General features: G+C 65.9%; 23 protein-coding genes. 12 read left to right on the top strand and 11 right to left on the bottom strand.

The features are described 5' to 3' along the window. Positions 1-5: 5 nt before the first annotated feature. Together PA01_08270 and PA01_08265 are read right to left on the bottom strand one after the other, a co-directional pair. On the bottom strand, positions 6-1229 hold the full coding sequence (locus PA01_08270; GenBank protein ID KON81595.1) for a CoA transferase: 1224 nt from the start codon (positions 1227-1229) through the stop codon (positions 6-8). Between the two features lie 7 nt (positions 1230-1236). Further along, on the bottom strand, positions 1237-2424 hold the full coding sequence (locus tag PA01_08265; GenBank protein KON81594.1) for an acyl-CoA dehydrogenase: 1188 nt from the start codon (positions 2422-2424) through the stop codon (positions 1237-1239). A gap of 282 nt (positions 2425-2706) precedes the next feature. On the opposite strand from PA01_08265, the gene PA01_08260 reads away from it, so the two are divergent. Beyond that, positions 2707-3618: a LysR family transcriptional regulator gene (locus PA01_08260; GenBank protein KON81593.1), complete on the top strand. Its 912-nt coding sequence runs from the start codon at positions 2707-2709 to the stop codon at positions 3616-3618. A gap of 60 nt (positions 3619-3678) precedes the next feature. Here the strand turns inward: PA01_08260 and gabD are convergent, their stop codons facing one another. After that, complete coding sequence (gene gabD, locus PA01_08255) at positions 3679-5139, bottom strand: NADP-dependent succinate-semialdehyde dehydrogenase (protein ID KON81592.1); 1461 nt, start codon at positions 5137-5139, stop codon at positions 3679-3681. A gap of 78 nt (positions 5140-5217) precedes the next feature. After that, entirely contained in the window at positions 5218-6240 is a 1023-nt protein-coding gene (locus PA01_08250) for an HD domain-containing protein (protein ID KAI5913077.1), read from the bottom strand. Between the two features lie 398 nt (positions 6241-6638). On the opposite strand from PA01_08250, the gene PA01_08245 reads away from it, so the two are divergent. Genes PA01_08245 through PA01_08205 form a run of 9 tightly spaced genes read left to right on the top strand, consistent with a single transcriptional unit; the run spans position 6639 to position 13539 of the window. Next, on the top strand, positions 6639-6980 hold the full coding sequence (locus PA01_08245) for an ATP synthase subunit I (protein ID KON82390.1): 342 nt from the start codon (positions 6639-6641) through the stop codon (positions 6978-6980). Positions 6981-6982: 2 nt separating this feature from the next. Further along, the gene (gene atpB / locus PA01_08240) at positions 6983-7813 is read left to right on the top strand and encodes a F0F1 ATP synthase subunit A (protein ID KON81591.1); all 831 of its coding nucleotides are present in this window, start codon (positions 6983-6985) and stop codon (positions 7811-7813) included. 58 nt (positions 7814-7871) lie between these two features. Further along, the gene (gene atpE / locus PA01_08235) at positions 7872-8120 is read left to right on the top strand and encodes a F0F1 ATP synthase subunit C (GenBank protein KON81590.1); all 249 of its coding nucleotides are present in this window, start codon (positions 7872-7874) and stop codon (positions 8118-8120) included. A gap of 58 nt (positions 8121-8178) precedes the next feature. After that, on the top strand, positions 8179-8652 hold the full coding sequence (locus tag PA01_08230; GenBank protein ID KON81589.1) for a F0F1 ATP synthase subunit B: 474 nt from the start codon (positions 8179-8181) through the stop codon (positions 8650-8652). A 3-nt stretch (positions 8653-8655) separates the two neighbouring features. Beyond that, positions 8656-9192 (top strand): F0F1 ATP synthase subunit delta, encoded by a 537-nt coding sequence (locus tag PA01_08225; GenBank protein KON81588.1) that lies wholly within the window; start codon positions 8656-8658, stop codon positions 9190-9192. A gap of 10 nt (positions 9193-9202) precedes the next feature. Next, positions 9203-10741, top strand: coding sequence for a F0F1 ATP synthase subunit alpha (gene atpA, locus PA01_08220; protein ID KON81587.1), 1539 nt, complete (start codon positions 9203-9205; stop codon positions 10739-10741). A 21-nt stretch (positions 10742-10762) separates the two neighbouring features. After that, positions 10763-11632, top strand: a complete 870-nt coding sequence (gene atpG / locus PA01_08215) for a F0F1 ATP synthase subunit gamma (GenBank protein KON81586.1) — start codon at positions 10763-10765, stop codon at positions 11630-11632. Positions 11633-11658: 26 nt separating this feature from the next. Next, positions 11659-13059 (top strand): F0F1 ATP synthase subunit beta, encoded by a 1401-nt coding sequence (gene atpD / locus PA01_08210; GenBank protein KON81585.1) that lies wholly within the window; start codon positions 11659-11661, stop codon positions 13057-13059. Positions 13060-13113: 54 nt separating this feature from the next. Further along, complete coding sequence (locus tag PA01_08205; protein ID KON81584.1) at positions 13114-13539, top strand: F0F1 ATP synthase subunit epsilon; 426 nt, start codon at positions 13114-13116, stop codon at positions 13537-13539. A gap of 200 nt (positions 13540-13739) precedes the next feature. Here PA01_08205 and PA01_08200 read toward each other — a convergent pair whose 3' ends face one another. The 4 genes from PA01_08200 to PA01_08185 all read right to left on the bottom strand — a co-directional run bounded on the left by PA01_08200 (position 13740) and on the right by PA01_08185 (position 16533). Beyond that, positions 13740-14390, bottom strand: coding sequence for an SCP2 sterol-binding domain-containing protein (locus PA01_08200; GenBank protein KON81583.1), 651 nt, complete (start codon positions 14388-14390; stop codon positions 13740-13742). 44 nt (positions 14391-14434) lie between these two features. Beyond that, positions 14435-15283: a Tim44-like domain-containing protein gene (locus tag PA01_08195; protein ID KON81582.1), complete on the bottom strand. Its 849-nt coding sequence runs from the start codon at positions 15281-15283 to the stop codon at positions 14435-14437. A gap of 72 nt (positions 15284-15355) precedes the next feature. Next, the gene (gene ubiE, locus PA01_08190; protein ID KON81581.1) at positions 15356-16105 is read right to left on the bottom strand and encodes a bifunctional demethylmenaquinone methyltransferase/2-methoxy-6-polyprenyl-1,4-benzoquinol methylase UbiE; all 750 of its coding nucleotides are present in this window, start codon (positions 16103-16105) and stop codon (positions 15356-15358) included. A gap of 2 nt (positions 16106-16107) precedes the next feature. Continuing rightward, complete coding sequence (locus PA01_08185; protein ID KON81580.1) at positions 16108-16533, bottom strand: DUF971 domain-containing protein; 426 nt, start codon at positions 16531-16533, stop codon at positions 16108-16110. A 162-nt stretch (positions 16534-16695) separates the two neighbouring features. Here PA01_08185 and phoB point away from each other — a divergent pair, with 162 nt between their 5' ends. Beyond that, positions 16696-17403 (top strand): phosphate regulon transcriptional regulator PhoB, encoded by a 708-nt coding sequence (gene phoB, locus PA01_08180; protein ID KON81579.1) that lies wholly within the window; start codon positions 16696-16698, stop codon positions 17401-17403. Positions 17404-17463: 60 nt separating this feature from the next. Then, on the top strand, positions 17464-18774 hold the full coding sequence (gene phoR / locus PA01_08175) for a phosphate regulon sensor histidine kinase PhoR (GenBank protein KON81578.1): 1311 nt from the start codon (positions 17464-17466) through the stop codon (positions 18772-18774). On the opposite strand, the gene PA01_08170 is transcribed toward phoR, so the two are convergent. From PA01_08170 to PA01_08160, 3 genes are all read right to left on the bottom strand, one after another. Beyond that, complete coding sequence (locus PA01_08170; protein KON82389.2) at positions 18716-20371, bottom strand: hypothetical protein; 1656 nt, start codon at positions 20369-20371, stop codon at positions 18716-18718. The two genes, phoR and PA01_08170, sit on opposite strands and share 59 nt — an antisense overlap. Positions 20372-20421: 50 nt before the next feature. After that, positions 20422-20841 (bottom strand): HIT family protein, encoded by a 420-nt coding sequence (locus PA01_08165; protein ID KON81577.1) that lies wholly within the window; start codon positions 20839-20841, stop codon positions 20422-20424. Positions 20842-20914: 73 nt separating this feature from the next. Then, positions 20915-21736: a class II glutamine amidotransferase gene (locus tag PA01_08160; protein ID KON81576.1), complete on the bottom strand. Its 822-nt coding sequence runs from the start codon at positions 21734-21736 to the stop codon at positions 20915-20917. Positions 21737-21824: the final 88 nt, after the last annotated feature.

The following is a 21824-nucleotide window of genomic DNA, read 5'->3' as shown; positions in this document are numbered from 1 at the left end:
TCCGCTCAGATTACCCTGTCATGCCTCAGGCGGGCGATGCGTTCGCCCGGCAAGCCCAGCAGCGAGGCGAGAATTTCGTCGGTGTGTTCGCCGAGGAGAGGCGGCGGGAGACGGTATTCGACGGGGGTCGCTGACAGGCGCATCGGACTGGCGACCTGCGGTACGCTGCCGGCGAGCGGATGCGGCAGGTCGACGCGCAGCCCGCGCGCGCACACCTGCGGGTCGGCGAACACGTCGGCGAGCGTGTTGATCGGCCCGCACGGCACGCCGAGCGCTTCGAGCCGCGCGATCCAGTCGGCCGTCGTGCGCCGGATCGTCAGCTTGTTGAGCAGCGGGATCAGCACCGCGCGATGTTCGACGCGCGCCCTGTTGGTAATGAAGCGGGCGTCGGCCGCAAGCGAAGCGTCGCCGGCCGCTTCGCAAAAACGCGCGAACTGCGCGTCGTTGCCGATCGCGAGGATCATGTAGCCGTCGTCGGTCGGGAAGTCCTGGTACGGCACGATGTTGGGATGGGCGTTGCCGAGCCGGCCCGGGGACACGCCGGTGGTGAGGTAATTCATCGCCTGGTTCGCGAGGCACGCGATCTGCACGTCGAGCAGCGCCAGGTCGATGTGCTGGCCTTCGCCGCTCCTGTCGCGCGCGGCGAGCGCCGCCTGCACCGCGTTGGCCGCGTACAGGCCGGTCAGGATGTCGGTCAGCGCGACGCCGACTTTCATCGGGCCGCCGCCCGGCTCCTCGTCGGGCCGCCCGGTCAGGCTCATCAGGCCGCCGAGGCCCTGGATCAGGAAGTCGTAACCGGCGCGCGCGGCGTATGGTCCGTCGTGGCCGAAACCGGTGATCGAGCAATACACGAGGCGCGGATTGACGGCTTTCAGCGACGCGTAGTCGAGGCCGTGGCGCGCGAGGCCGCCCAGCTTGAAATTCTCGAGCACGACGTCGCATTGGCCGGCGAGCTCGCGCAGCAATTGCCGGCCGTCCGGCTTCGTCATGTCTACGGTGATCGAGCGCTTGTTGCGGTTCGCGCACAGGAAATACGCGGCAACATCGGTGTCGTCGCCGTGCAAGTCCTTGAGGAACGGCGGACCCCAGTGGCGGGTGTCGTCGCCTTCGCCCGGACGCTCGACCTTGATGACGTCGGCACCGAGGTCGGCGAGGATCTGGCCGGCCCACGGGCCGGCCAGAATCCTCGACAGGTCGAGCACCCGGATATGCGACAGGGCGCCCGACATGGGTGGATCAGTTCGAGAACGCCGCGATGTCGGTGATCGCGCGGCCGAGGATCAGCGCATGCACGTCGTGCGTGCCCTCGTAGGTATTGACGACTTCGAGGTTCACGAGGTGGCGCGCGACGCAGAACTCGTCGGAGATCCCGTTGCCGCCGAGCATGTCGCGCGCGACGCGGGCGATGTCGAGGGACTTGCCGCACGAATTGCGCTTCATGATCGAGGTGATCTCGACCGCGGCCGTGCCTTCGTCCTTCATGCGGCCCAGGCGCAGGCAGCCCTGCAGGCCGAGCGTGATCTCGGTCAGCATGTCGGCGAGCTTCTTCTGGATCAGCTGGTTCGCGGCGAGCGGGCGGCCGAACTGCTTGCGGTCGAGCGTGTATTGGCGGGCCGTTTCGTAGCACGCTTCGGCGGCGCCGAGCGCACCCCAGGCGATGCCGTAGCGTGCCGAGTTCAGGCACGTGAACGGACCTTTGAGGCCGCGCACCGTCGGGAACGCGTTTTCTTCCGGCACGAACACTTCGTCCATGACGATTTCGCCGGTGATCGATGCGCGCAGGCCGACTTTGCCGTGGATCGCCGGAGCCGACAGGCCTTTCCAGCCTTTTTCGAGCACGAAGCCGCGGATCTGGCCTTCGTCGTCCTTGGCCCAGACGACGAACACGTCGGCGATCGGGCTGTTCGTGATCCACATCTTCGAGCCGGACAGGCTGTAGCCGCCATCGACTTTCTTCGCGCGCGTCACCATGCTGCCCGGATCGGAGCCATGGTTCGGCTCGGTCAGGCCGAAGCAGCCGACCCATTCGCCGGTCGCGAGCTTCGGCAGATACTTCTTCTTCTGCGCTTCGGTGCCGAATTCGTTGATCGGCACCATCACCAGCGACGACTGCACGCTCATCATCGAGCGATAACCGGAATCGACGCGCTCGACTTCACGGGCGATCAGGCCGTAGCACACGTAGTTCATGCCCGAGCCGCCGTATTCCTCGGGAATCGTCGCGCCGAGCAGGCCCAGTTCGCCCATCTCGTTGAAGATCGCGCGGTCGGTCTTTTCATGGCGGAAAGCTTCCTGGACGCGCGGCAGCAGGCGTTCCTGGCTGTACGCCCGCGCGGTGTCGCGCACCAGGCGCTCGGTTTCGGTCAGCTGCTCGTCGAGGTGCAGGGGATCTGCCCAGTTGAAGGTCACGCGGTTCGTTGCCATTTAGAAAGTCTCCTCAATGCTGCGGATGTTCGAACATGCGCCGGCGCGATGCGAAATGCGCCACGCTTTGCCTGTGCGCGCACTGTAGCGAACCGGAGCCACCCGGGACAACCGAAAATTCCGCGACACGTTGTGCGAAAAAATCACTTCGTGAATCGGCCCGAACGCGAACGCGGTTAAGATATCACGCTGAAACCGCGCGCTTTCCGGCGTTCCGGCGTGGCCTCGCGCCCGCCCGTAAGCGTTTGGCTTGCTTATCGTGCATTTTCAGGAGAGCCGCGAATGCGACGCAGGATCCCCAGTACGGCAGCGCTGCTGGCTTTCGAGCTCGCGGCGCGGCATGAAAGCTTCACGCGCGCGGCCGAGGAGCTGTCGCTGACGCAAAGCGCGATCTGCCGCCAGATCGCCGGGCTCGAGGAGTTTCTCGGCCTGCGCCTGTTCCGCCGCACGAAGCGCGGCGTGACGCTGACCGAAGCCGGGCTGTCATACAGCCGGCAGATCACCGCGCGGCTCGATGCGGTCGAGCGCGACACGCTGTCGGTGATGGCGCACCACGGCCGCGGCGCGACGATCGAGCTCGCGGTCGTGCCGACGTTCGCGACGCGCTGGCTGCTGCCGCGGCTCGGCGGCTTCCTCGCCAGCCATCCGGGCGTCACGGTGAATCTGACGAACCGCAGCCGTCCGTTCCTGTTCGCCGAAACCGAGCTCGACGCGGCGCTGTATTTCGGCGACGCCGGCTGGCCGGGCACCGAAGGCCATTTCCTGATGCGCGAGAACCCGGTGCCGGTGTGCAGCCCGCGCCTGCTCGCCGGCAAGACCACCCTGACGCCGGCCGAAATCGCCGCGCTGCCGCTGCTGCAGCAGACGACGCGCCCGTACGCGTGGCGGCTGTGGTTCGAGTCGCTCGGCATGCGCGTCGCGCACGACCTGACCGGCGCGCGACACGAACTCTTCACGATGCTCGCGCAAGCGGCGATGTACGACATGGGCGTCGCGCTGATCCCGCCGTTCCTGATCCAGGAAGAACTCGACAGCGGCCGCCTCGTGATCCCGTTCCGCCACGGCTACCTCAGCGACAAGGCGTACTACCTGATCATTCCCGAGCGCAAGGCCGAAACCACCGCGCTCGCGGCGTTCCGCGACTGGCTGCTGGCGGCGGCAGCTGAATACCGTACCGCGGCGGGGCTGGAATGAGTGGCGAGCGCGGCAGCCGAAGTGCGCGGAGCGTCCCGGCTGCCGGGAGCGCGACGAAGCCTACTGCACGCCGCCCATGCACAGATACTTGATCTCGAGGTAATCCTCGATACCGTATTTCGAGCCTTCGCGGCCGAGCCCGGACGACTTCATGCCGCCGAACGGCGCGACCTCGGTCGAGATGATGCCGGTGTTGATGCCGACGATGCCGTATTCGAGCGCGCCGGACACGCGCCACACACGGTTCATTCCCGCCGAATAGAAATAGGCGGCCAGCCCGAACTCGGTGTCGTTCGCCATGCGAATCGCTTCAGCCTCGTCGTGGAAGCGGAACAGCGGCGCGACCGGGCCGAACGTTTCCTCGCGCGCGACTTTCATCTGCGGCGTGACGTCGGCGAGGATCGTCGGTTCGAAGAACGTGCGGCCCAGTGCGTGGCGTCCGCCGCCGGTGACGACGCGCGCCCCTTTCGCCAGCGCGTCGGCGATGTGCTCCTCGACTTTCTCGACCGCCTGCAGGTCGATCAGCGGTCCCTGCGTGACGCCTTCATCGAGGCCGTTGCCGACTTTCAGGTTCGCGACCGCTGCGGCGAGCTTTTCGGCGAACGCGTCATACACGCTGTGCTGCACCAGCAGCCGGTTCGCGCATACGCAGGTCTGGCCGGTGTTGCGGTATTTCGACGCCAGCGCGCCCTCGACGGCGGCATCGAGGTCGGCGTCGTCGAAGACGATGAACGGCGCGTTGCCGCCGAGCTCGAGCGACAGCTTCTTGATCGTCGGCGCGCATTGCGCGGCGAGCTTGATGCCGACTTCGGTCGACCCGGTGAAAGTGAGCTTGCGCACGACCGGGTTGGCGGTGAGCTCGCCGCCGATCTCGGTCGCGGAGCCGGTCAGCACGCTGAACACGCCCGCGGGCAAGCCGGCGCGTTCGGCCAGCACCGCGAGCGCGAGCGCCGAATAGGGCGTCTGGGTCGCCGGCTTGAGCACCATCGTGCAGCCTGCGGCAAGCGCCGGCCCGGCTTTGCGCGTGATCATCGCGAGCGGGAAGTTCCACGGCGTGATCGCCGCACAGACGCCGACCGGCTCTTTCGTCACGACGATGCGCTTGTCGGGCTGGTGGCCGGGGATCACGTCGCCGTAGATGCGCTTGCCTTCCTCGGCGAACCACTCGACGAAGGACGCCGCGTACAGCACTTCGCCGCGCGCCTCACCGAGCGGCTTGCCCTGCTCGGAGGTCATCAGCAGCGCGAGATCTTCCTGGTGTGCGACGATCAGATCGAACCACTTGCGCAGCACGCGCGCCCGCGCCCCGGCGGTCAGCGCGCGCCACGCCGGCCACGCCCGACTGGCGGCGTCGATCGCCCGGCGCGTCTCCGCGGCGCCCATTTTCGGGATCGTGCCGAGTTGCTCGCCAGTGGCCGGGTTGTGGATCGCGATCGTCGCGCCGTCATCGGCATCGGTCCACGTGCCGCCGACGAGGCAGCGGCTGCGGAAGAGGTCGGGGTCGTTTAACGCGAGAGTCATGGAAACGCTCCTGGGTCGGGTTGGCGCGGAATGTCCGCTGTATCGGGCGGCGCGGCGCTGCGCGACGGCTTGCCCGGCTCAGGGGCGATTCCACAGGTTGCGGAGGACGACGATCGAGCCGCGGTAGTTCGAAAAAGGGACCATGCCCTCGATGCGGAAATCCGCCGTCGAGGTGTCGCGGCGAATCGTGTCCAGCATCGGCATGCCATCCGCCTTGACGAAAGCGTGCACGAGCGGGCACGCGCTGTTTGCGGTGCGCTTCTTGACGACCGCGACTTCGCCGTTCGTGAGCCGCACGATCGCGCCGGGCGGAAAGACGCCGATCTCCTTGATCATCATCTGGATCAACCGGTTGTCGGTCTGCCTGCCCTGGTCGAGCATCAGCTTGCGCATCGCCTTGCCGGACACCATCGCCTTGCGGTACGGGCGGTCGCGCACCATCGCGCTGTAGATGTCGGCGATCGCCAGCACGCGTGCCGGCAGCCTGATCGCATCGTCGCGCTGGCCATCGGGATAGCCGCTGCCGTCCAGACGCTCGTGGTGGTGGCGGACCGAGTCGAGCCATGCGGCGTCGGTGACGCCGAGGCTCGTCAGAATCCATTCGCTGTCGATCGGATGGCGGGCGATGCGCTGGCGCTGCAGTGACGTCAGCGGCGTCAGCTGGCGGTCGAGCGTGTCCTGGATGTCGATCAGGCCGACGTCATAGGTGAGGCCGGCCTTGACGAGCGACAGCCGCGACGCTTCGCCGACGCCCATCTTCCTGCCGATCAGCTCGCACAGCACCGCCGCCTGCAGGTGATGGACCACCGCATACGACGTCTCGTAGTCCAGGTGCAGGTTCGCGAGCGCGGCGTCGGAGTCGTGCGTGCAGGCCTGCTGGATCGCGAGCGCGATGCTTTCGATGCGTGGGACGAATCCGCTGTCGAGACTGCCCGCCTTGTAGAGGTCGAACGTCCGCTTGAGGCGGATTTTCAGCAAGTCCAGCATCTCGAACGCCTTGTGCTCATCGCTCGACGTCGGCGCGGAGGCGACAGCAATGCGCCGCCCGTCGCGTTCTTGCTCGACGACACGGCGGAGCGCACCTTCACGCTGCTCGTTCACGGTCGCGCGGCGCTGCAGCGCCTTGTCTTGGGTTCATCGCATGGCTCATGGGACAGGGGATTCTTCGCATCGGCCGGCAGCCTCCGCTGCGCGAAACGTCCGCGACGGTGCGGCGCCAAGTAGCGTAGCATTTTCGTCCCGACCCGGCTGCAGGTGAAGAGGCCTGCAGGCGGTTGCGCGGCGCAGACCCGCCGTTCGCACGAATGTCGGCGACTTTCCCGGGACGCGCGATACGCAATTTTTCGCGACCGGATTCGATATCTTGTATAAGATGCATGACCTGACGCCGCACACGACGCAAGATGCAATATCGGTTTGACTTCGTAGCGGTTAACCCCTAGTATTGCCGGAATTTTTGAAGCGGTCTGCGCATGCTGCGCATCGCCTCGGCGGATCCCATGTTCAAGATGGTTTTCCTGCAGCTTGGCGCGACGATCGCAGCTACGGCCATTGCGGCCGTTTTTTTCGGCCTGCGCGGCGGAGTTTCCGCAGCCCTCGGAGGGCTTTCCTGCGTCTTGCCGAATGCGGTTTTCGCGCTCCGGCTGCACCTGGCGTCGAAACGGCAGGGCGGAGCGAATGTGATCGTTTTCTTTATCGGCGAGTTCCTCAAGATCGCGTCGATCGTGGGATTGTTGGTGCTGGTCGGGCAGTTTTATGAAGACGTCCATTGGGGCGCCATCTTCATCGGCCTGATCCTGGCACTCAAGGCGAATTTATTTGCATTTTTGGTGAAGACCTGACCATGGCTACCGAAGCACCGACCTCCGGCGAATACATCGTCCACCACCTGACCCATATGAACTCCACCGGCCACGCCCAGACGGCAGTGGTGGACTGGAGCGTATGGAACCTCGACACCCTGTTCTTCTCGATCGCGCTCGGTGTCATCACGCTGTTCTTCCTGATCCGGGCGGCCCGCAAGGCGACGCCCGGCGTTCCCGGTCGGTTCCAGGCCGCCGTCGAGATCCTCGTCGAAATGGTCGCCGACCAGGCAAAAGGCATCATCCACAGCGCCGAATCGCGCAAGTTCGTCGCGCCGGTCGCGCTGACGGTGTTCCTGTGGATCTTCCTCATGAACTCGATGGACTTCCTGCCGGTCGATCTGCTGCCGCGGCTGTGGGCGATGATTTCCGGCAACGAGCACGCCTATCTGCGCGTCGTGCCGACTGCCGACCTGAACGGCACGCTCGGCATGTCGATCGGCGTGCTGCTGATCTGCCTCTACTACAACGTCAAGATCAAGGGCCTCTCGGGCTGGGTGCATGAGCTCTTCACTGCACCGTTCGGCAGCCACCCGCTGCTGTGGCCGGTCAACTTCCTGATGCAGATCATCGAATTCGTCGCCAAGACCGTCTCCCACGGCATGCGGCTGTTCGGCAACATGTACGCCGGCGAGCTGATCTTCATGCTGATCGCACTGCTCGGCGGCACCGCGACCGTGTTCGGCTTCGTCGGCCACATCGTCGCGGGCTCGATCTGGGCGGTCTTCCACATCCTGATCGTCGCGCTGCAGGCTTTCATCTTCATGATGCTGACGCTGGTCTATATCGGCCAGGCGCACGAAAGCCACTAACGGTTTATTGCAGTACCTGGTTTTTCAACTTCATCAATCTTTTACTCAAGGAGTCGTCATGGAAAACGTTCTGGGTTTTGTTGCTCTGGCTGCTGGCCTCATCATCGGTCTGGGCGCCATCGGTGCTTGTATCGGTATCGGCATCATGGGCTCCAAGTACCTCGAAGCTTCCGCCCGTCAGCCCGAGCTGATGAACGCGCTGCAAACCAAAATGTTCCTGCTGGCCGGTCTGATCGACGCGGCGTTCCTGATCGGCGTCGGTATCGCCATGATGTTCGCGTTCGCCAACCCGTTCCAGCTGGTCTGATCGGTTCGTTTATTTCGCCTCTTTCGGCCTCTCCGACCACAACCGAGGGACAAGAACAGTGAATTTGAACGCAACCCTGATCGCTCAGCTCGTTGTGTTCTTCATTCTGGCGTGGGTCACGATGAAGTTCGTGTGGCCCCCCATCGTGAAGGCGCTCGACGAGCGCGCGAAGAAGATCGCAGACGGGCTGGCAGCTGCGGACAAGGCCAAGGCCGACCTCTCGCTCGCCGAGAAGAAAGTCGTCGATGAACTGCGCAAGGCTCGCGAATCCGCGGGTGACGTGCGCACCTCCGCCGAAAAGCAGGCGGCGAAATTCCTCGACGACGCCCGTGCCGAAGCTGCCCGCATCATCGCCCAGGCCCGCGAAGCTGCCGAAGCCGAAGCCGGCACGGCCGCCCAGCGCGCCAAGGAAGCGCTGCGTGACCAGGTCGCCCATCTGGCTGTCGCCGGCGCCGAGAAGATCCTGCGTCGCGAAATCAACGCGCAGGTGCATGCCGACCTGCTCGCCAACCTGAAAACGGAACTGCAATAAGCCATGGCCGAGAACGTCACCATCGCGCGCCCCTATGCGGATGCCGCCTTCGAGCTGGCTCGCGGGGCAGGTGCGCTGGGGCCTTGGTCGGAAGCACTCGATCGTCTCGCCGCCGCTGCCGCGGATGCGTCGATGAAAGCCTGCATCAGCAATCCCAAACTGTCCGCCGACCAGCTGTATCAGCTGTTCATCGACGTGGCGGGACAAGGCTTCACTCCCGAGCTGCAGAATTTCGTTCGTGTCCTCGTCGACAACGAGCGTCTGCAGGTGCTTCCGGAGATCCGTGACCTGTTCGTTGAACTGAAGAACGAACACGAAGGCGTCCAGGAGGCGGAAATCGCCTCCGCGTTCCCGCTCGACGATGCGACGCTGGCGAACCTGAAAGCCGATCTTGAGACGCGTTTCAAGACCCGGCTGAACATCAAGGTCAGCCTCGACCCCGAACTCATCGGCGGGGTCCGCATCGCGATCGGCGACGAAGTGATCGACGCCTCGGTCCGCGGCAAGCTCGCGAACATGGCCGCTGCGCTAAAGAACTAGGAGCATATACATGCAACTCAACCCCTCTGAAATCAGTGACCTGATTAAGAGCCGGATCCAGAACCTGCAGCTCGCAGCCACGTCGCGCAACGAAGGCACCGTGGTGTCGGTTACCGACGGCATCACGCGCGTTCACGGTCTCGCCGACGTCATGCAGGGCGAAATGCTGGAGTTCCCCGGCAACACTTTCGGCCTCGCGCTGAACCTCGAGCGCGACTCGGTCGGTGCGGTGGTCCTGGGTGAATACGAACACATCACCGAAGGCGACCCGGTCAAGGCGACCGGCCGCATTCTCGAAGTACCGGTCGGCCCCGAGCTGATCGGCCGCGTCGTCAACGCCTTGGGCCAGCCGATCGACGGCAAGGGTCCGATCAACGCGAAGCTCACCGACAAGATCGAAAAAGTCGCGCCGGGCGTGATCTGGCGCCAGTCGGTGTCGCAGCCGGTGCAGACCGGCCTGAAGTCGGTCGACGCGATGGTGCCGATCGGCCGCGGCCAGCGCGAGCTGATCATCGGCGACCGCCAGACCGGCAAGACGGCCGTCGCGGTCGATGCGATCATCAACCAGAAAGGCCAGGACATGTTCTGCGTCTACGTCGCGGTCGGCCAGAAGGCCTCGACGATCGCGAACGTGGTGCGCAAGCTCGAAGAGCACGGCGCGATGGAATACACCATCGTCGTCGCCGCGACCGCTTCCGAATCGGCCGCGATGCAGTTCATCGCCCCGTACTCGGGCTGCACGATGGGCGAATACTTCCGCGACCGCGGCCAGGACGCGCTGATCATTTACGACGATCTGACCAAGCAGGCGTGGGCCTACCGCCAGATCTCGCTGCTGCTGCGCCGCCCGCCGGGCCGCGAAGCCTACCCCGGGGACGTGTTCTACCTGCACTCGCGCCTGCTCGAGCGTGCGTCGCGCGTGTCCGCCGATCACGTCGAGAAGTTCACGAACGGCGAAGTCAAAGGCAAGACCGGTTCGCTGACCGCGCTGCCGATCATCGAAACGCAGGCCGGCGACGTGTCCGCGTTCGTGCCGACGAACGTGATCTCGATTACCGACGGGCAGATCTTCCTCGACACCGACCTGTTCAACGCCGGTATCCGTCCCGCTATCAACGCCGGTATCTCGGTGTCGCGCGTCGGTGGTGCCGCCCAGACCAAGGTCATCAAAAAGCTCTCGGGCGGCATCCGGACCGACCTCGCGCAGTATCGCGAGCTCGCCGCGTTCGCGCAGTTCGCGTCCGACCTTGACGACGCGACGCGCAAGCAGCTCGAGCGCGGCCGCCGCGTCACCGAACTGATGAAGCAGCCGCAGTACGCGCCGCTGTCGGTCGCCGACATGGCGATCACGCTGTACGCGGTCAACAACGGCTATTTCGACGACGTCGAAGTGCCGCGCCTGCTGGCGTTCGAATCCGGGCTGCAGCAGTACGTCAAGGCCAAGAATCCGGCTCTCGTGACCAAGATCATGACGTCCAAAGAGCTCGACGCCGACGGCGAGAAGCAACTGGTCGCAGTGATCGACGAGTTCAAGAAGAGCTGGGCCTAAGGCCGCGGACGGAGACGGAATATGGCTAGCGGTAAGGAAATCCGTACCAAGATCAAGAGCGTGCAAAACACGCGCAAGATCACCAAGGCCATGGAAATGGTGGCCGCATCCAAGATGCGCAAGGCGCAGGACCGGATGCGTGCTGCCCGTCCCTATGCCGAGAAGATCCGCCGCCTCGCCGCGAACCTGTCCCAGGCCAATGTGACCGACTACAAGCACCCGTTTCTCGTCCAGAAGGACCAGATGAAGCGGGTGGGTCTGATTCTGGTCACCACCGACAAGGGTCTTTGCGGCGGTCTCAACACCAACGTCCAGCGCGTCGCGCTGAACGCGATGAAAGGTTGGGACGCCTCCGGCGCGACCGAAATCCAGGCTTGCTGCATCGGCAACAAGGGTTTCGGCTTCATGCAGCGCATGGGCGCGAAAGTCGTGTCGCACGTCGTGCAGCTCGGCGACACGCCGCATCTCGAAAAGATGATCGGCCCGGTCAAGATCATGCTCGACGCGTTCCAGAACGGCGAGCTCGACGCGGTCTATGTGGCTTACACGCGCTTCATCAACACGATGAAGCAGGAGCCGGTGCTCGAGCAGCTGCTGCCGCTGACCGGCGACAAGCTCGGCACGCCGGAAGGTTCGTGGGACTACCTGTACGAGCCCGACCCGCAGGTCGTCATCGACGAGATGCTGGTGCGCTACGTCGAGGCGCTGGTCTATCAGGCGGTCGCCGAGAACATGGCTTCGGAGCAGAGCGCGCGCATGGTCGCGATGAAGGCCGCGTCCGACAACGCGAAGAACGTGATCGGGGAACTGCAGCTGGTCTACAACAAGACCCGTCAGGCAGCGATCACGAAGGAGCTGTCGGAGATCGTCGGCGGCGCCGCCGCGGTGTAACGCATAACTGATTTAAGGAAACGACGATGAGTCAAGGAACGATCGTTCAGTGCATCGGCGCCGTGGTGGATATCCAGTTCCCCCGCGAAGCGATGCCCAAGGTGTATGACGCGCTCAAGCTCGAGACTGCCGCCGGTTCGTTCGCCGAAGATGGGCTGACCTTCGAGGTCCAGCAGCAGCTCGGCGACGGCGTGGTGCGTACGATTGCAATGGGTTCCTCCGACGGCCTGCGCCGTGGCATGAAGGTCGCGAACACCGGCAAAGGGATCTCGATCCCCGTCGGCCACGGCACGCTCGGCCGCATCATGGACGTGCTCGGCCGCCCGATCGACGAAGCCGGCCCGATCGAGGCCGACGAGCTGCGCCCGATCCATGCGAAGGCGCCGAAGTTCGACGACCTGTCGCCGTCGGTCGACCTGCTCGAGACCGGCATCAAGGTTATCGACCTGGTCTGCCCGTTCGCGAAAGGCGGCAAAGTCGGTCTGTTCGGCGGCGCCGGTGTCGGCAAGACCGTCAATATGATGGAACTGATCAACAACATCGCCAAGCAGCACTCGGGCCTGTCGGTGTTCGCCGGCGTGGGCGAGCGGACCCGTGAAGGGAACGACTTCTACCACGAGATGAAGGACTCGAACGTGCTCGACAAAGTCGCGATGGTGTTCGGTCAGATGAACGAGCCGCCGGGCAACCGCCTGCGCGTGGCGCTGACTGGCCTGACGATGGCCGAGCGCTTCCGCGACGAAGGCCGCGACATCCTGTTCTTCGTCGACAACATCTACCGCTACACGCTGGCCGGTACGGAAGTGTCCGCGCTGCTCGGCCGGATGCCGTCCGCGGTGGGTTACCAGCCGACGCTCGCGGAAGAAATGGGCCGTCTGCAGGAGCGCATCACGTCGACCAAGGTCGGCTCGATCACGTCGATCCAGGCCGTGTATGTCCCTGCGGACGACTTGACCGACCCGTCGCCGGCGACAACCTTCCTGCACCTCGACTCGACCGTCGTGCTGTCGCGCGACATCGCCGCGCTGGGTATCTACCCCGCGGTCGATCCGCTCGATTCGACCTCGCGCCAGCTCGACCCGCTGGTGGTCGGTGAAGAGCACTACAACGTCGCGCGCCAGGTGCAGGTGACGCTGCAGCGCTACAAGGAACTGCGCGACATCATCGCGATTCTCGGCATGGACGAACTGTCGCCGGAAGACAAGCTCGCGGTGTCGCGCGCGCGGAAGATCCAGCGCTTCCTGTCGCAGCCGTTCCACGTCGCGGAAGTGTTCACCGGTTCGCCGGGCAAGTACGTGCCGCTCAAGGACACGATCAACGGCTTCAAGATGATCGTCAACGGCGAGTGCGACCACATGCCCGAACAGGCGTTCTATATGGTCGGCGGTATCGAAGAGGCCATCGAGAAGGCCAAGAAGCTCCAGTAATCGGGCCCGCCGCACGGCAGTTCGCTGTCGTGCGGCCTTGAAAAGGACATCACTATGGCAATGACGGTCCACGTGGACATCGTCAGCGCGGAAGAGCAGATCTTTTCCGGGCTGGCGGAGTTCGTCGCGCTTCCGGGTGAAGCGGGTGAGCTCGGGATCCTGCCCGGCCACATGCCGCTGATGACCCGGATCAAGCCGGGTGCGGTACGGGTGAAGCGTCCCGACCAGGCGGAGGAAGAACTCGTTTTCGTCGCCGGCGGCATTCTCGAAGTGCAGCCCGGCCTGGTCACCGTGCTCGCCGACACCGCGATCCGGGGCAAGGATCTGGACGAGGCGAAAGCGCTCGAAGCCAAGCGCATCGCGGAAGAGGCGCTGAAAAACCAGTCGACCGAAATCGATTACGCCAAGGCGCAGGCGGAACTGGCCGAAGCGATCGCGCAGATCGCAGCGATCCAGAAGCTGCGCAAGCGCGGCCACTGAGCGCCGGACAGCCAGCGAAGCCGCCGGCATCGGGCAAAGGAAAAAGGGCAGCTCCGTCAGGACTGCCCTTTTTGTTTGGCGGTTTCCCGGCACTCGAATACCGTCGGGCTGAGCGTGTCGAAGCCTTGGCAGCGCCCTTCGGCAAGCCTGCCCAGAGCTTGCCGAACGGCGCAGGGCGAAAGTTGTCTTTGATTGCCGCCTTAATAGCGCCCTGCCGGCGGAACGGTCATCGCGGATGCCCGAGGATCTTCGTGCGACGGCGCGAACGCTCGGGAGGCGCCCAGCCGCTCGACACGCTTGTCGAGGCGCGCGAGGTCGTCGCGCAACGTGCCGAGTTCCCCGCCATGCCCTTCGAGCGCCGCGCGCGCGACGAGGAGCGGCTGCTCTTCGGTGAGATATTCAATGACGTTGCCGCCGAGCGCCTCGCACGCCCTCAAACCCTCGTTCCGGACGGCCTGCGCCCCGAGCACGACGCGGTGCGCGAGGATGTCGCCGAGCACGCGCGACAGGTCTTCCTCGGCGTCCCAGCGCAAATTGCGGAATACGAAGCCGAGCGCATCGGCGAACTCGGCATTGCCGTCGATGCGCACTTCGCTCATTGCCTTGCCAGGATCTCCGGTGACGAAGCGGGGCAGCGCGGCGAGCGGCAGCGAAAGCGTGATCGCAGGTGCCGTGGCAGCGTCCGCGGCGGCCAAAAATCCTTCCGGGCCGACCGTGAACGTGATCTCGAACGGGTCGGCATGCAGCAGCGCGTGCCGGCCCGCGTGCGGCGAGAGCCGTTCCCGCGCCCAAGGCGCCGAAGCCAGCAGGTGGTTGATAGCGGTGAGGAAACCGCGCGTCGCGAAGGACATCGTGTTCGGCGGACCCCGGAATTCCGAAGGTCCGCGTAGAGGGTTCAGGAAAGCTGCTGGATGCCCGCCACGACCCAGCCGGCGTTTCCGGTCCTGGGTTTGGTCAGGTGCCACACTTCGTCGAACGCCGCCGGCGCCGCGCCTTCTTCTTCGCGCAGCAGGCCGGAGAAGCGGATGCTGACGACGTAGCGCTGCGCTTCCTCGACGACTTCGAGGACTTCGCCGTTCAGTTCCACGACGTCGGTGCGCTGCGTTCCCGGGCCGCGTTCGGTCAGCTGCATGCGGATTTCGGCGAACATCTCGGGCGACGTGAATTCGCGGATGTCTTCGAGATTGCCGGCATCGTTGGCAGCCTGCAGGCGGATGAACTGCACTTTGGCCTGCCGCACGAACGCTTCGGCGTCGAAGTTCGCCGGGATGTTGGCGACCGGCGCTGGCGCCGCGCTGCCGGCCGCGGGGAAGCTGACCGGCGCAGCAGCGGGGAAATTGGCGCCGGCAGGAGCGCCGGCGTACTGCATCGCCCCGCCCGAGCGGGCTGCTGCATTGCGGCGCGACAGCATGCGGAACAGCATCAGCGCGGCAAAGACCAGCAGCGCGATCATCAGCAGCGAGCCCATTTCGGCGCCGAGGCCGAGGTGCGAGAACAGCGCCGCCAGGCCGAGGCCGGCGGCCAGCCCGGCAAGCGGGCCCATCCACGAGCGCTTCTGCGGCACGGCGTTCGCGCCCTGCGGCGTCTGCTGCGGAGCGGCCGATGGCTGGCGCGGCGCCGGTGGCGTCATCTGGCGCTGCATGCCGAAGCTGCCGCCGCCGCCCAGGCGTTTGGCGTCGGCTTCAGGGATGCCGAAACCGAGCGTGAAAATGACCGCGATCAGGCCGAGAAGCAGGTTTTTCATGGGGGATAAGTCTCCGTTCATTGTGAAGCCGACGGTCGCGCTACCGGAAAGGAGCGGGCGCACGCTGCGCGATCAGAGCTTGTAACCGCGGTGCAGGGCGACGACGCCCCCGGTCAGGTTGAAGTAATCGACCCGCTTCAGGCCGACGCGTTCCATCAGCGCCTTCAGTTCGTCCTGCGAAGGGTGCATCCGGATCGATTCGGCGAGATAACGGTAGCTGTCCGCGTCGTGCGCGACTTTGTCGCCCATCCACGGCAGGATCTTGAACGAATAGAAATCGTAAGCCGGCGCGAGCGGCGCCCAGACTTTCGAGAACTCGAGCACGAGCAGGCGGCCCCCCGGACGCAGCACGCGCCGCATCTCGGCGAGCGCGACGTCCTTGTGGGTCATGTTGCGCAGGCCGAACGCGACCGTCACGCAGTCGAACCAGTTGTCGGGAAACGGCAACTTCTCGGCGTCGCATTGCGCGACCGGCAGCGCGAAGCCGCGGTCGAGCACGCGATCGCGGCCGCGCGACAGCATCGCGTGATTGATGTCGGTGAGCCACACCTGGCCGTCGCGGCCGACCCGTTTCGCGAACGCGAGCGACAGGTCTGCGGTCCCGCCGGCGACGTCGAGCACGCGATCGCCGCGGCCGACTCCCGAGATCTGGATCGTGAACGCTTTCCACAGCCGGTGCAGGCCGAAGGACATGAGATCGTTCATGACGTCGTAGCGGCCGGCGACCGAGGAAAACACCTCGGCGACTTTTTTGTGTTTTTCGCCTTCCGCTACCGTCTCGAAGCCGAAATGAGTCGTCTTTTGCGTCGTCTTCTCGTTCATGCTCAGTGCTTGTGACCGCCACACCCGGATTTGGGCGGGGCGGGTGGATTTTCGGCGGGATCGCGGCTGCGGCCTTGCTGCGCGAGCCGGTCGAGATACTGCTGCCACAGCGTGTCGTGCTGCGTCGCGAGGTGGTACAGGTAGTCCCACGAATACAGGCCGCTGTCGTGGCCGTCGGAGAACACCGGTTTCACGGCGTAGTTGCCGACCGGTTCGACATCGACGATGTCAACGTCGCGTTTGCCGACCTGCAGCACTTCCTGGCCGGCTCCGTGTCCGCGAACTTCGGCCGAAGGGGAATACACCCTCAGATACTCGAACGGCAGCGAAAACTCGCTGCCATCGTCGAACGCGATTTCGAGCACGCGGGATTTGCGGTGCAACGTCAGCGCAGTGGGAATGGGAGTCTTGTCGTCGAGTCCGGCCATGGTGACTGGTGAGTCGGGCGATGTCGGGAGTCCAATCATACCCGAATCGGCGCAGGCCGGCCGGGCGTGCCAGGGGCCGCGCCGATCGGGCCGGTGCCACTTGTCACAAAAAATTCAAATGGCTGCAATACACTGCGTCGGCCAACATGGAGTGATGCCTCGATGCCCGCGAACATTCTGCTAGTCGAAGACGAACTGGCGATTCAGGAGCTCATCGCCGCGAGCCTGAGCCGCGCCGGCCACCGCGTCCTGCGCGCATCCGACGCCGAGGAGGCGGCGCAACGGCTGCGCGACGCGCTGCCCGACCTGGTGCTGCTCGACTGGATGCTGCCGGGCATGACGGGCATCGAGTTCGCGCGCCGGCTCAGGGCCGACGAGCGGACTCGCGAGATTCCGATCATCATGCTGACGGCGCGCGGCGAAGAGCAGGACAAGGTCGCCGGTCTCGAGAGCGGCGCCGACGACTACGTCACCAAGCCGTTCAGCCCGCGCGAACTCGCCGCCCGCATCACCGCGGTGCTGCGCCGGCGCGCCCCGCAAACCACCGAGGACGCGGTCGAGGCGGGCGGCCTGCGGCTCGACCCGGCGACGCACCGCGTCGGCTGCGGGGACCGGCCGGTCGCGCTCGGTCCGACTGAATTCCGCCTGCTGCATTTCTTCATGACGCATCCCGAACGCGTGCATTCGCGCGCGCAGCTGCTCGACAAGGTGTGGGGCGATCACGTCTTTGTCGAGGACCGCACCGTGGACGTGCATGTGCGGCGCCTGCGTGCAGCGCTCGAGCCGAGCGGGCACGACCAGCTGATCCAGACGGTGCGCGGCAGCGGCTACCGTTTCTCGCTCCGGGTCGAGGGCACCGGCGTGCAATAATCCGGCCCCGACTGCCTGCCGGAGCCCGCCATTCTCCCTTCTGCCCGTTACGTCTGGAGCATGGCGGCCGCCATGCTCGCGCTCATCGCGCTGGCGGCGCTGGCCGTCGGACTCGTCGCCGGCCCGCTGGCCGCGCTGCTGACGATGAGCGGCGGCGTGCTGCTGCTGTATCTGCACCATGTGCACAATCTCTGCCGGCTCGTCGCCTGGACGCAGCAACCGGTCGGCGTGCCGCCGCCGCACGGCGCGGGAACCTGGCACTACGCGTTCGCCGGGCTCGCACGGCGGGCACGCGTCGGCGACGAGGCGCGCGAGCAGCTCTCGACCGCGCTGGAGCGTTTTCGCGAAGCGAGCGAAGCGATGCCTGACGGCGTGATGTACCTTTCGGCGAGCGACCGGATCGAGTGGATCAACACCACGGCGGGGCAGCATTTCGGCCTTGACGCCTCGCGGGACGAGGGAGTACCGGTCACGACGCTGGTGCGCGAACCCGGGTTCGTGCGCCTGCTCGCGACGCCGGAGCAAGCCGAGCCGGTGATCCTCCGCGCGGGTCGCCGGCCGGGCCTGACGCTGCTGGTGCAGGCCGTGCCGTTCGGCGACGGGCAGAAAATGATCGTGTCACGCGACATCAGCCAGCTCGAAAAACTCGAAACGATGCGCCGCGACTTCATCGCGAATGTCTCGCACGAATTGCGCACGCCGCTGACGGTCGTCATCGGCTTCCTCGAAACACTCATCGACGCGCACGACGAGCTCGAGCCCGCCGAAGCGCTGCGTTATCTTCGCCTCGCGTTCGACCAGTCGTGCCGGATGCAGTCACTGATCGAAGACCTGCTGACGCTGTCCGCGCTCGAGACCGGCGCGCCGGCAGCGGCCGAAGAGAGGATCGCGGTCGGACCGCTGCTCGCCGACGTCGCGCGCGACACCGAGTTGCTGTCGGGCGGGCGCCACGACGTCAGTCTCGTCATCGCGCCAGGAAGCGAAGCTGCGGTGCTGCTCGGCAGCGGCAAGGAACTGCGTTCAGCGTTTGCGAACCTCGCGAGCAACGCCGTGCGCTACACGCCGGACGGCGGGCGGATTCGCCTGGTGTGGCGACCGGTCGGCAGCGGAGCGGAATTCGCGGTCGAAGACACCGGCATCGGTATCGAAGCCCGGCATGTTCCGCGGCTGACCGAGCGCTTCTACCGCGTCGACCGCGGCCGCTCGCGCGAAACCGGCGGGACCGGGCTCGGCCTCGCGATCGTCAAGCACATCCTGTCGCGTCATGACGCGCAGCTGCTGATCGAAAGCGAGTATGGCCAGGGCAGCCGTTTCAGTGCGCGGTTTCCTGCGGCGCGTCTGGCGCCGGATCGGCCAGCGCTTCGAAACTGACCTGATCGAAATTCGTGCCGCGCGTCAGCAGCGCGGTCAGCCTGACCTGCAGCGGCTCGCCGTCATGGATTTCGATGATGCGCCGCGCCTGGAACCACCCGCCGGGCAGCACCAGCGACGCCCGGGTCTTCAGCGCCGGCGTCGGCGGCAGCAGGAAAGCCTGCTGGTAGGCGACATGCGTGCCCACGTTCAGGCCGAACAGGCGGGCGGCCACGACTTTCGGCAACCCCGACAGAACGTGGATGCCGGCTTCCATCACGCCGTCCTCCCGGTACATCAGCCAGGTCACCTGCCCGAGCAGGAAATGGTCGCCGTCGGGCGGGCGGATGCCGACGAGCTGATGATGCTCGAGACGCTCGGTGTGCGGGTGTTGCTGCAGGCGAAAGCCGTTCACCGAATGGTCCACGATGTTCCAGTGTTCGCAGACGAAGCCGAGCGTCGCCGCGGCGCATTGCCGCTGCCGTTCCGACCACCCGCCGCCTGTGTCGGGCGCCTGCTCGCCGAAAGTCAGCAGCGAAACGTCGTCTGCGACGCTGCGGGCCGTCGCGCTCGTGGCCGGCTGCTCGAACGTCCTGCCCGCGACGTGAAAGCCGATCGTCAGCCAGTCGCCGCACAGCTCCGCGCTCCCCTTTCCGCCGCGTCGCGGAAAGCGTCGCGCCGCCGATGCGACGCCCCAGGGGCGATAAAGGGACAGCAGCAGCGTTGCACACGCATCGGTCGAACAGTCCGCGCCCAGGCCGAGCGAAGCCGGCGCGGCGCCGTGCCTGAATTGCGTCAGCACGGCCCGGATCTGCCCGGCGAGCCGGCCGGCATCGAAGCGGCGCACGCGCGCGCCCGGCGGCCCCATCACCCACAGCGGGCGCGGTCCGTGGTCGCCGGCAAGATCGATTCCGAACGCCGCTGCTTCCGTTCGCCCGGGGTCGGACTCCGCGTCGAGGCTGCAATAGGGGGCGAAGCGCTGCGCCCAGCGGTGTACCCATCCGAACTCCCGCTCGCCGCGGCCGAACGGATTCGCGAGGTCGACGAGCACGGCCGCGACGTAAGCTTCCAGCGCACTTTGCGCTTTCCATACTTCGTTGAGCGAATCGGGCACGCGAACGCCGGCGACGCCGCGCGCTTCGGCCACCGAATAGCTGTCGTGCAGCTCGGCCCACGTGCCGTGGGGCGGCGCCCGGTGAGCGCGGAAGTACTCCAGCAGCGCCCTGCCGGTGTAATCGACGCGCCGCTGCGCGAGCAGCGCGTGCTGGTCGTCGAGGGTGCCGACAGCCGCGTCCTGGCGGCTGATCTGCGCATACGAACGTGCCATCCCGCGCCACAGCGACACGACTCGCGCGAGCGTCTCGTTTTCGCTGCTGTCGGGAGGGAGCGGGTGGGCGGCGTAGCGCTTCGCCATTTCGGCCTGCACGATGTCGACCGGCGCCCGCACCGCTTCGAGGACTTCGAGGTGCTGGTTCGGCGCCGGCAACGCGCGCAGCAGCCCGGCGACGATGTCCGCGAGCGTGCGCTGCGTCGCGTCGATGTCGAGCACGCGCAGGCGCCTGAGCAGCTCGAGGCACTCGGCCGGACTGCCGTAGTCGATCGGGGATTCGTGCGCCATGCGATCCTTGGATTGTCGATGCTCGACGGGGAGGCCTGGACGGACCGGATTCAGCCGGCGGTCAGCTCGGTCAGAGCGGTGACGATCGCGGCGGCGAGCGCGTCGACCGCAGGCGCTTCGCGCCGCACACCTTCGCGCTGAGGAATGCCCCAGATCGGCTGCGGGAAATGTTTGTCGTCGCGAAAGCGCGGAACGACGTGCCAGTGAAGGTGCGGCACGACATTGCCGAGGCTCGCGAGGTTGATCTTGTCCGGGCGCATCAGCTGGCGCAGCGCGGTCTCGGTCGCGAGCACGATATTCAACAGGTGGCGCTGCGCCGGCGGGGTGAGGTCGCTCATTTCGGCGACGTGGTCGTGCCACACGACGCGGCAGAAACCGGGGTAGTCGGGATCACCGACGAGGATGACGCGACAGCTCCCGTCGCGCCACACCGGCGTTTCCATTTCGGCAACACACAAAGTGCAGTCCATCGGCGGCTCCGCAGTCATCGGAATCTGGCAAACGCCAACTGTAGCCTGTCAACATTCCGCGATGAAGCAAAATTTACCTGCTTCCGGTCGCACGGGACGGTTGCGAGGCGATCGTGCGAGTGTCGCCGAGCGGTACCGGGGCGCCGTGCCGAAAAGCCACGAGCGAGCCGGGCGTCATCTGCTGCCAGGTTTCGTTGTCGGTCAGCGGCACGGTCGCGATGACCGCGACGCGGTCGTTCGGCGTGGTGTGGCGGCTGAAGTCGACCGTCATGTCCTGGTCGGCGAGGTGGGCGACCGTGAATGGCGCTTCGCGAACGATGAACGCGAGCCGTGACGAGCAATGGGCGAACAGGTGCTCGCCGTCCGACAGCAGATAGTTGAACTCGCCGTGCTGTCCGATATCGATCGTCAGTTCGCGCAGCGCCGCGTGCAGCACGACGGCGCTCGGCGGGCCGTCCGGAAACCGCTGCGCCAGACACTGCAGGATGTCGCAGAACGCCGCTTCGGAGTCGGTGCTGCCGACCGGCAGGAAGCGCCCGCTGAGTGCCGGCGCGTAGTCGAGCAGGTTGCCGTTGTGGGCGAAGATCCAGTAGCGCCCCCACAGTTCGCGCTGGAACGGATGCGTGTTGTCGAGCCGCACCTGGCCCTGCGTCGCCTTGCGGATATGGGCGATGACGTTGAGCGAGCGGATCGGGTAGTTGCGGACGAGTTCGGCGACCGGGGAATTCGCGCTCGGCTGCGGGTCGAGGAAAACGCGCACGCCGCGCCCTTCGAAAAACGCGATGCCCCATCCGTCCCGGTGGTGATCGGTGACGCCACCGCGCGCCTGGAAGCCCGCGAACGAGAAACAGATGTCCGTGGGCACGTTGCAGTTCATGCCGAGGAGCTGACACATCGCCGGTCCTTTCAGGTCGCTGATCGCTACCTGGCATTATAGCGAGCGGCGCAACCGCGCATTCCGCTCGCGGCCGGCCGGGCGTTTC

The organism is Azoarcus sp. PA01, from assembly GCA_001274695.2.
GTDB lineage: Bacteria > Pseudomonadota > Gammaproteobacteria > Burkholderiales > Rhodocyclaceae > Aromatoleum.
Note: the sequence above shows the minus strand (reverse complement) of the source record. Positions and strands in the feature narration are given on the sequence as shown.

Coding starts and splice junctions, on each gene's coding strand:
- atpG (KON81586.1), top strand. CDS start 10,763: ATGGCTAGCGGTAAGGAAATCCGTACCAAGATCAAGAGCGTGCAAAAC.
- PA01_08205 (KON81584.1), top strand. CDS start 13,114: ATGGCAATGACGGTCCACGTGGACATCGTCAGCGCGGAAGAGCAGATC.
- PA01_08160 (KON81576.1), bottom strand. CDS start 21,736: ATGTGTCAGCTCCTCGGCATGAACTGCAACGTGCCCACGGACATCTGT.
- PA01_08265 (KON81594.1), bottom strand. CDS start 2,424: ATGGCAACGAACCGCGTGACCTTCAACTGGGCAGATCCCCTGCACCTC.
- ubiE (KON81581.1), bottom strand. CDS start 16,105: ATGAACGAGAAGACGACGCAAAAGACGACTCATTTCGGCTTCGAGACG.
- atpB (KON81591.1), top strand. CDS start 6,983: ATGGCTACCGAAGCACCGACCTCCGGCGAATACATCGTCCACCACCTG.
- atpA (KON81587.1), top strand. CDS start 9,203: ATGCAACTCAACCCCTCTGAAATCAGTGACCTGATTAAGAGCCGGATC.
- PA01_08165 (KON81577.1), bottom strand. CDS start 20,841: ATGGACTGCACTTTGTGTGTTGCCGAAATGGAAACGCCGGTGTGGCGC.
- atpE (KON81590.1), top strand. CDS start 7,872: ATGGAAAACGTTCTGGGTTTTGTTGCTCTGGCTGCTGGCCTCATCATC.
- PA01_08185 (KON81580.1), bottom strand. CDS start 16,533: ATGGCCGGACTCGACGACAAGACTCCCATTCCCACTGCGCTGACGTTG.
- phoR (KON81578.1), top strand. CDS start 17,464: ATGGCGGCCGCCATGCTCGCGCTCATCGCGCTGGCGGCGCTGGCCGTC.
- PA01_08200 (KON81583.1), bottom strand. CDS start 14,390: ATGTCCTTCGCGACGCGCGGTTTCCTCACCGCTATCAACCACCTGCTG.
- atpD (KON81585.1), top strand. CDS start 11,659: ATGAGTCAAGGAACGATCGTTCAGTGCATCGGCGCCGTGGTGGATATC.
- PA01_08225 (KON81588.1), top strand. CDS start 8,656: ATGGCCGAGAACGTCACCATCGCGCGCCCCTATGCGGATGCCGCCTTC.
- PA01_08245 (KON82390.1), top strand. CDS start 6,639: ATGTTCAAGATGGTTTTCCTGCAGCTTGGCGCGACGATCGCAGCTACG.
- PA01_08260 (KON81593.1), top strand. CDS start 2,707: ATGCGACGCAGGATCCCCAGTACGGCAGCGCTGCTGGCTTTCGAGCTC.
- PA01_08170 (KON82389.2), bottom strand. CDS start 20,371: ATGGCGCACGAATCCCCGATCGACTACGGCAGTCCGGCCGAGTGCCTC.
- PA01_08195 (KON81582.1), bottom strand. CDS start 15,283: ATGAAAAACCTGCTTCTCGGCCTGATCGCGGTCATTTTCACGCTCGGT.
- PA01_08270 (KON81595.1), bottom strand. CDS start 1,229: ATGTCGGGCGCCCTGTCGCATATCCGGGTGCTCGACCTGTCGAGGATT.
- phoB (KON81579.1), top strand. CDS start 16,696: ATGCCCGCGAACATTCTGCTAGTCGAAGACGAACTGGCGATTCAGGAG.
- gabD (KON81592.1), bottom strand. CDS start 5,139: ATGACTCTCGCGTTAAACGACCCCGACCTCTTCCGCAGCCGCTGCCTC.